Origin of the sequence: Mucilaginibacter sp., assembly GCF_036383575.1 — a bacterium.
In the GTDB taxonomy this organism is placed as follows: domain Bacteria; phylum Bacteroidota; class Bacteroidia; order Sphingobacteriales; family Sphingobacteriaceae; genus Mucilaginibacter.
On sequence record NZ_DASVOB010000082.1, the window covers coordinates 1 to 8,164 of the forward strand.

General features: G+C 41.9%; 10 protein-coding genes. 9 read left to right on the plus strand and 1 reads right to left on the minus strand.

The window, feature by feature from the left end; genetic code table 11:
• Positions 1–248: 248 nt before the first annotated feature.
• On the minus strand, positions 249–1,454 hold the full coding sequence (locus VF500_RS03030; protein WP_330858260.1) for an alkaline phosphatase family protein: 1,206 nt from the start codon (positions 1,452–1,454) through the stop codon (positions 249–251).
• A 404-nt stretch (positions 1,455–1,858) separates the two neighbouring features.
• Between VF500_RS03030 and VF500_RS03035 the strand changes: the two genes are divergently transcribed.
• The 9 genes from VF500_RS03035 (at position 1,859) to VF500_RS03075 (ending at position 7,960) form a co-directional block, all read left to right on the plus strand.
• Positions 1,859–2,461 (plus strand): outer membrane beta-barrel protein, encoded by a 603-nt coding sequence (locus VF500_RS03035; protein ID WP_330858261.1) that lies wholly within the window; start codon positions 1,859–1,861, stop codon positions 2,459–2,461.
• Between the two features lie 176 nt (positions 2,462–2,637).
• On the plus strand, positions 2,638–4,080 hold the full coding sequence (locus VF500_RS03040) for a sigma-54 dependent transcriptional regulator (protein ID WP_330858262.1): 1,443 nt from the start codon (positions 2,638–2,640) through the stop codon (positions 4,078–4,080).
• Between the two features lies 1 nt (position 4,081).
• Positions 4,082–4,279: a hypothetical protein gene (locus VF500_RS03045; protein WP_330858263.1), complete on the plus strand. Its 198-nt coding sequence runs from the start codon at positions 4,082–4,084 to the stop codon at positions 4,277–4,279.
• 80 nt (positions 4,280–4,359) lie between these two features.
• On the plus strand, positions 4,360–5,394 hold the full coding sequence (locus VF500_RS03050) for an AI-2E family transporter (RefSeq protein WP_330858264.1): 1,035 nt from the start codon (positions 4,360–4,362) through the stop codon (positions 5,392–5,394).
• A gap of 163 nt (positions 5,395–5,557) precedes the next feature.
• Positions 5,558–5,824: a YtxH domain-containing protein gene (locus VF500_RS03055; protein WP_090532345.1), complete on the plus strand. Its 267-nt coding sequence runs from the start codon at positions 5,558–5,560 to the stop codon at positions 5,822–5,824.
• Positions 5,825–5,887: 63 nt separating this feature from the next.
• Entirely contained in the window at positions 5,888–6,238 is a 351-nt protein-coding gene (locus VF500_RS03060) for a phage holin family protein (RefSeq protein ID WP_121232358.1), read from the plus strand.
• A 3-nt stretch (positions 6,239–6,241) separates the two neighbouring features.
• Positions 6,242–6,688, plus strand: coding sequence for a hypothetical protein (locus tag VF500_RS03065; RefSeq protein WP_330858265.1), 447 nt, complete (start codon positions 6,242–6,244; stop codon positions 6,686–6,688).
• 280 nt (positions 6,689–6,968) lie between these two features.
• A complete protein-coding gene (gene trmB, locus VF500_RS03070; protein WP_330858266.1) occupies positions 6,969–7,628 on the plus strand; it encodes a tRNA (guanosine(46)-N7)-methyltransferase TrmB in 660 nt (219 codons plus the stop codon).
• Complete coding sequence (locus VF500_RS03075; RefSeq protein ID WP_330858267.1) at positions 7,628–7,960, plus strand: MGMT family protein; 333 nt, start codon at positions 7,628–7,630, stop codon at positions 7,958–7,960. Before trmB ends, VF500_RS03075 begins: the two co-directional genes overlap by 1 nt.
• The last annotated feature ends 204 nt before the right edge of the window (positions 7,961–8,164 follow it).

The window sequence follows — 8,164 nt, forward strand, 5'->3', positions numbered from 1 at the left end:
AAGGCAAGAAAGCTTGCTCGTCTGCAAAAAGAAGCTCAAAAACTCGGTCTTACTCTCCAAAATGCAGCTTGATTATGAATGATTTACATGCACGTCATTATAAGGAGGAACGACGAAGCAATCTCGTAGCTATGCAAATCGGCCATGCATTGGCTACGAGATTGCCACGCTGCGCTGCAATGACATGGTTTTTGTTTGTTTTCTAAACTGCTTTAACCCGCTTCTTCGCGTAAAGACATTCAGGTAGCCTATTGATATTTCACATCGGTCAACCATCCCGCAAGATCTTTATTATAATTGAAGTACGATGGCGGCGGAAGCTTCCCTGCATTGAGGATGATGAGCGGTACTTTTATTTCATAAACAGAACCATGACTGCGATAGGTTGCAGGCAAATCTTCTTCGGCCTGGCTTTCCAGGTCGCCAAAAACAGTGGTCGAATCTCCAAGTACTATGAGGTCGCCTATCCGGGCTGGCGGAAGATGGTATTTTTGGGCCGCCTCAGTGCGGGTAAGCACAGTTTCGACTCCCTTAATTTTATATAGCGCTTTTTTTACTGCAGGTGCATCACTGTCTTTATTAAGGTAAACATATGATGCGCCGCCAAAACCACGGTGGTGTTTTACGTATTTATCCTTTTCGGGGCTCAGCGCCAGTTTGATATCAACATGCTGAAGCTGCAAAGCTTTCTGCACATCTACGCAACGGCTTTTATGGTTTACATCATGATCGGCTGTGATGAATATGGCAGCATCCGGAGCAGCTTCATTGATCTCGCCGATCAGGTTGTCAATATTAGCCAAATGCCTGATCGAGTTGCTATCCGCAGGCGACCAGGTATGCATGGGATAGTCGGTAGTATGGATATAGATGCACCGGATATCCTTTCGGTTCTTCAACAGGTAAATGCCCGCCTTCATCGACCAGTAATTTACTTCGGCACTGTAAATACTTGCAGGTGTGCCGATCTTGTTAGTCCACGAGGTATCTGCTGTTTCCGGCGATACTACAATATCAGCGCCCTCGGGCAGGAGGGTGGTGCTTTTCTTTTTGCTGGAAATCAATGCCGACTTGATACCATATGCTTTTAACTTTTGAAATATAGTTGGAACAAGTACGAGGTGTTTGTCTTCCATATACTCTTCTTCGCCCTTATCATTTAAAAAGAAGTTGCCGCTGATGCCATTAACTTCGGGGAAAGTACCCGTACAAATGGAAGTGTTATTGGCATTGGTAACTGTTGGCATTAGTGCGTTAACCTGTTTAAAAAATCCTTTGGCAATCATGGCCTTTAAATGAGGCATAGGCGCGTTATTAAAATAGCTCATACCAAAGCCATCCATCATAATGATCACCACGCGCTTGCCATGGTTAAATTGTTTATCCTGTGCCTGGCTTACCTGCACAAAAAGCAATAAAATAAAAGCTACTATAAAACGCCCGGCGTATTTCATGATGATCATTTTTTAACGAAAATAACCCGCCTGCAAATCATCTATGTTAACAAGAAATAAGTTAACCAAATAATAATTTACCCTTAACACAAAACCGCCTATTAGGCATGTGCTCCATCATCGCTTTTTTAATACCATTTCGCCATTTTCTGCAATTTCACGCAGAATTCATCATTTTTAGGCTCTAAAACCCATGTTAAGCGAATGTTAATTTTGACAGAAAAACAGCAATTGCAAGTCCATTTTACACTACCCTGACCAAAATACCAATAGGGTCAAAAAATAAATTACTATTAATCAATCGATTAAATACTCATGACTTTTGGATGAAAAATCGCATCTGATTTCTGTTGTTAATTTGCTGTGTGTTTAAAACAACATATATCAAAAACACAATAATAGTTATGAAAAATTTATTCAAAGTTTCAGCATTAGCCCTTGCATTTGCAGGCTTAGCTTTCGGTGCAAAAGCACAAACATCTACACCTACTACCACTACTACAACATCAACTACAACTACAAGCGGCATCCGTTACAGCATCGGTGTTGACGCAGGTATTCCACTTGGCAATTTTAAAGACAACTACAAGTGGAATTTAGGCGGTTCGGTACAGGCTGATATCCCGGTTCTTTCAAACAAATTATTTGTTACTGTTAACGCTGGTTACAATAACATTTTTGGCAAAAAAGATATCGGCGGTGTACAAGGCCTTGATGCAACCAACTTTAAATTGATCCCTGTTAAAGCTGGTTTAAAATTCTTCCCTATTGATAACTTCTACGTTCAGGGTGAAGCCGGTGCAGCCTTCTTATTAAACAAATCTGACGTTGGCGCTAACAAATCAACTGCATTTGTTTACGCTCCGCAAATTGGTGTTCAATTCCCAGTAAGTGCAAGCAGCTTTATTGATGCAGGTATCCGTTACGAAGCAACTACTAAATATGCTACCGGCGTTGATGCAAGCAAAGTGAACTTTATAGGTTTACGTGTAGCGTACGGCTTTTAATATATGGCCCTACAAATACCTTAACATAAAAAAGGGGAGCTCAATCGGGCTCCCCTTTTTTATTATGTTTTTTTAGTGGATATGAACCCTTATAATTAAATAAATCGTATAAATTAGCACATTGTTTGTATTTTGACACGTAATAATACATTTACCGCTAACAATAATTGCTGAATATGAAGAGGATCCTCATCATTGATGATGAAGTTAATGTTGCGTTATTGCTATCGAAGTTTTTAACGCGGAATGGGTTTGACGTTGGTACCGCATCAAGTGGTACCGGAGGTATGGAGGCGTTGAAAAACGGTGAATATCAACTTGTACTTTGTGATTTCAGGCTTGAAGATACCGATGGCCGCGAAATGCTTCGTAATATTAAAATCCAATACCCCAAAACAGGGGTTATCATCATCACCGGCTACTCGGACATAAAAATGGCCGTTGAGCTTATTAAAATGGGGGCCTATGATTATATCACCAAGCCGCTATATCCTGACGAAATATTAAATACCATTAATAAGGCCCTTGAAACCCACCACGCCCTGGTTGAGGTTGATGAAGAGCCGCAGGCAGCCATTTTACCAGAAAAGGCCAAAGCCGTTAAAAAGACCGTTTTTGCGGCCGAATTTGTAACCGGGACCAGCCGTGCATCAAAGGAACTTGCCCGGCAGATAGAACTGGTTGCCCCAACAAACTACAGCGTTATTATTTTAGGCGAAAGCGGTACGGGGAAAGAGTCGGTAGCGAAAAGTATCCACCTGAACAGTCCGCGGCATAACCAACCGTTCATAGCTATGGATTGCGGCTCTTTAACCAAGGAGCTTGCAGCAAGTGAGTTCTTTGGGCACGAAAAGGGTTCTTTTACCGGCGCTTTATATACCAAAATCGGTCACTTTGAAATGGCCAACGGCGGTACTTTATTTTTAGATGAAGTAGGCAACCTTTCGTACGAGATCCAGGCAGCCTTGCTGCGTACCGTACAGGAACGTAAGGTTAAAAGGATAGGCAGTACCAAGGAGATCGATCTTGATGTGCGTATTATCATTGCCACCAACGAGAACCTGCAGGAGGGCATCCAGAAAGGCCGTTTCCGCGAGGATCTTTATCACCGTTTCAACGAGTTTAGCATTTACATGCCGCCGTTGCGTGAGCGCGGGCACGACATTATATTACTGGCCGAACATTTCTTAAAAATTGCCAACCAGGAACTTGGCCGCAATGTCGAATCGTTTTCGCAGGAGGTAGTGGATTGCTTTATGAACTATCGCTGGCAGGGCAATATCCGCGAGCTTAAAAATGTGATCCGCCGGGCGGCCCTTTTGGCCGAAGGCAATGAGATCACACTTAAAGCGCTGCCGCTTGAAATGTCGACCTATAAATTATCGTACGAAACGCCAAATCACTACACACAGCATCATCAACCCTCATCGCATGTAGCTGAGGTACCCGAGGTTAAAGAACCCCGCCACGACCTTAAAAATGCCGCGCTTGAGGCCGAATATGAAACAATTATAAGGGTGTTAAGGGAAGTTAACTTCAACAAAACCAAGGCTGCCGAGATCCTGAATATCGACCGCAAAACCCTCTATAATAAAATGAAGGCCATTAACCTTAAGTAACATGGGGGCTAATGATGAAAAAGACGAGGCCATGCGTAAATTAAGGCACGATATAAAAAACCAATTATCAAACATTCACCTGGCGCTTGAGCAGTTACGGTATGAAATACCCAATCCAACATCAGACTGTTTGTTTTACATGGATACCATAGAAATAAGTTCAATCCGGATCAATACCCTGCTTAACGATACCAATTAAAAAGCGTTGCAATTAATACTTGAAACGCTAAAACTTTTTGGCGTTTTTTTGTTTTAAGCAAGTATCAATCAACAGCATACATGTCAGTCTTCAACTATAAGCAGCGCAACAATATTATCCTGGCAAGCATTATTATACTGGGTTGCTTTTTGCTTTATGCGCTCAGCGGTTTATTCAGTTCAATTTTAGGTGCTGTAGTGCTATTCACTATTTTCAGGCCACTGTTTGTAACCCTGGTTGAAAAACGTAACTGGAACAAAACGTTGGTAGCCTTGCTCATTATTTTCAGCTCACTTATCGTTATTGTTATCCCTTTCCTTACGCTGAGCATAATGGTGGTTGGTAAAATATCCAGCATTAACATAAAAGACCTGCCAATTGACCAATGGACATCAAAAATTGATACTTTCGCAGCATCTAACCTAAATCAGCCCCATTTTGCCGAAGATACTTTGCAAAAGCTGGGTACTTTTGGTACAAGTTTGTTTCCATCGATATTAAGCAGTGCAGCCAATATTATTATTACCCTGTTGGTTTTGTATTTTCTTTTGTATTTTATGCTTACCCAAATGAGGGAATTTGAAGCCGGCCTGCTAAAGTATGCACCTTTTCGCGAGCAACATGCATTGAAATTTGCAGCTGCCCTACGCGATTCTACTTATTCCAACGTTTTAGGACAAGGGATAATAGCCGCCACCCAGGGATTCCTGCTGGCCTTAGGTTTTTATGCGCTGAGCATTCCGGACGCCGTATTTTGGGGAGTTATAGGTGCATTTATTTCTTTTTTGCCGGTTGTTGGGGCGCCGACACTGTGTATACCGGCCAGTATTATATTATTTGCACAGGGGCATAACTGGCAGGGCGTGGTAATACTTGTTTATGGATTGCTGGTTATTGGCAACATTGATAATGTGCTGCGCATGATCATAAACAAGCGAATAGCCAACACACATCCTATAATTTCAATAATAGGAGTTTTTATAGGTTTGCCGCTTTTCGGGATCCTGGGGCTGGTGTTTGGCCCGGTGCTGTTATCATATTTTATGCTGTTGCTGGAGATCTATGAAACCAACCGCCTCGCTGCCGACAGGCTTGAACGGATAAACAGTGTATAAATTATACCGTACATCCCTGAACAGTTTTGTGAACACAGGGTAAAATTTATTTAGCACATAAAAGTTAATTTATACTTAAATAAAAATAAATGCGCCAAATGCACATATTTGGCAGGATATTTACGAGTAACTAATCAAATGTTCAACTTTAAATTATATTACAATGAATGATAACTCAAAAGTAGTTGTTGCATTGCTTGCCGGTTTGGCAGCAGGGGCAGCTTTAGGTATTTTGTTTGCACCAGATAAGGGCAATGAAACCCGCGACAAGCTAACTGAATCATTAAAAAATCTTGGCGAATCAATTAAAGATACCGCAGCTGCCGAAATTGACAACCTGGTTGGTTTAAAAGACAAAGTTGTTGAAAACATCAAGTCGAAAATTAAAGGTGCCGAAGAAGAATACCAGGACGACCTTGAGCACGCATAAGCATGTATAACACCAATCCCGGATGCGGATGAACAGCCCCATCCGGGATATATAACCTTACCTATGGAAGATAAAAAAGAAACTCAACCACCATTACCGCCAATAGTTGATCAGTTAAAGGAATATGCCGAACTCCGGTTTAAACTTTTAAAGTACGAAGCTATTGAAGGTGGAACCTCCATATTAGCAAGCATCATTGCCGATCTGGTAACCGTGATAAGCATGGTACTGGCATTTCTTTTTGCAAGTGTTACATTAGGCTTTTTTCTGGCTGATGTTTTTCACTCCTATTGGGAAGGTTTTGGTTGTGTTGCCGTGCTTTACTTTTTGATAGCCATGTTTATCAAGATATTTAAACGCCACCTCGAAAGGCCGCTTATCAACATCTTTATTCAAAAAATATTTAAACGATAAACCATGGATCTTCATATCACCAACATCAGCGATCTGCAGGCCGAAATATTCAGGTTAAGATCGCTTGAAAAACAACAAGCGGTAGCTTTGAAAGCGCGCGTTAACAGTCCGTCAGCTTTATTTTCAACTGCGCTTACCCTGTTCCCGCGTTCAAATGATACTGATGGTATAAAAAACACCAGTTTCTTCCATCCGGATATTCTTAACCTTATCTCCAGGTTCGTGATCCCGCTTGCATTGAACAAAACGCTTTTCAAACACTCCAACTTTTTAGTAAAAACCCTGGTTGGCCTTGTTTCGCAAAAAGCATCGAACTATGTGAATGAGGATAGCGTTGGCGGCATTTGGGACAAAGCAAAGGCTTTATTCGCAAAATTCACTAAAAGGAAAGAGGATGCAGAATACAAACCGGCACCATATGTTAAACCTGCAGGCGGGGCTGTAGTATGATAATTTTCACACGAATTTTTCGAATTGAGCCGAATTTCACGAATTAGAATCAAGTTCAATTTTTTAACATCCGTGTAATTCGTTTTAATTGCTCAGCGATAAGCAAATCAATTCGTGTCAATAATTTCTACACTAATTCTGCTAATTATTCGAATTTCTCAAATCTGCTATACAAATCATTAAACCAATTGGTGTAATTCGATTTAATCGCTCTACAGCACGCAAATCATTCGTGTTAAAATAATTTCAATATTTTTGCGCTTTATTTTAAAAACGTAAAGTGGGAAAAGATAAGTTAAGGCGTTTTGCCGAAATTGAAAACTTCAGTAATGTACTGCAATTAGATGCCGGCAAACCTTTCAAAGGCCAATGGAGCCGTGAGTTTTTTAAGAACGACAACCCCGTAGTGCTTGAACTGGCCTGCGGCAAAGGCGAATATACCGTGAACCTTGCCCGCATGTTTCCTAATAAGAATTTCATTGGTATCGACTATAAAGGCAACCGTATCTGGCGAGGCGCAAAAACCGCTATTGAAGACGGCGTACCCAACGTTGCTTTCCTTCGCATTCAGATCGAGAACCTGCTTGATTATTTTGCCCCTGGTGAAGTAGATGAGATCTGGATCACTTTCCCTGATCCGCAGCCGCAGCTAAGCCGCGAGAAAAAACGATTGACATCACCCCGTTTCCTGGATAAATATATCGTCATCTTAAAACCAGGGGGCTGTGTTAACCTCAAAACGGATAACGACGGCCTGCACGCCTACACGGCCGAAAAGATAGACGAATTGAAGCTAAATCTGCACATTAAAACAGAAGATCTTTACCATTCGGAATACGCAGATGAGGTGCTGTCTATCAAAACCTACTACGAGAAAAAATATTTACAGCATAACAAGAACATTAACTACCTTAAGTTTTCATTTACCGAAAACGCTTAATGGAGGATATTAATTTTTTTGAGAAGGTTTACCAGGTTGCCCGGCTGATCCCAGCCGGACGGGTAACATCATACGGGGCCATAGCTACTTACCTTGGCACCAAAGGCTCATCGCGTATGGTAGGCTGGGCCATGCAGGCGGCAGGTAATGCTAAGCCTCCTGTTCCTGCGCATAGAGTGGTGAACCGGGTTGGTTTACTAACCGCAAAAGCCAGCTTTGGCGGAAACCGTATGGCCGAGATGCTGGAAAGCGAAGGTGTAAAAGTAATTGACGACCAGATACAGGATTTCAAATCGCATTTCTGGGACCCGATGATTGAGCTGGCGTTGTGATATCTCAACTTTAATCAAAAATGCACCACCGCTTGGCTCCTGCCCATAGCCGTTAACTTAAGCAAAAAAAGCGAGGGATTGTGCGATTCCCCTCTTGAGAGGGGAGTTTTTAAAATAAGCCACCGCTCGGCTATTACTCGGTAAACTGCAATAACTCCATCCTGTTCCCAAACGGATCAATAAATGAAAACCGGATCCTGCCAG

Bases quoted from the DNA above. Each gene is read 5' to 3' on its own strand.
- VF500_RS03055 (WP_090532345.1), top strand. From the start codon at position 5,558: ATGAATGATAACTCAAAAGTAGTTGTTGCATTGCTTGCCGGTTTGGCA.
- VF500_RS03050 (WP_330858264.1), top strand. From the start codon at position 4,360: ATGTCAGTCTTCAACTATAAGCAGCGCAACAATATTATCCTGGCAAGC.
- VF500_RS03030 (WP_330858260.1), bottom strand. From the start codon at position 1,454: ATGAAATACGCCGGGCGTTTTATAGTAGCTTTTATTTTATTGCTTTTT.
- VF500_RS03040 (WP_330858262.1), top strand. From the start codon at position 2,638: ATGAAGAGGATCCTCATCATTGATGATGAAGTTAATGTTGCGTTATTG.
- VF500_RS03045 (WP_330858263.1), top strand. From the start codon at position 4,082: ATGGGGGCTAATGATGAAAAAGACGAGGCCATGCGTAAATTAAGGCAC.
- VF500_RS03035 (WP_330858261.1), top strand. From the start codon at position 1,859: ATGAAAAATTTATTCAAAGTTTCAGCATTAGCCCTTGCATTTGCAGGC.
- VF500_RS03075 (WP_330858267.1), top strand. From the start codon at position 7,628: ATGGAGGATATTAATTTTTTTGAGAAGGTTTACCAGGTTGCCCGGCTG.
- VF500_RS03060 (WP_121232358.1), top strand. From the start codon at position 5,888: ATGGAAGATAAAAAAGAAACTCAACCACCATTACCGCCAATAGTTGAT.
- VF500_RS03065 (WP_330858265.1), top strand. From the start codon at position 6,242: ATGGATCTTCATATCACCAACATCAGCGATCTGCAGGCCGAAATATTC.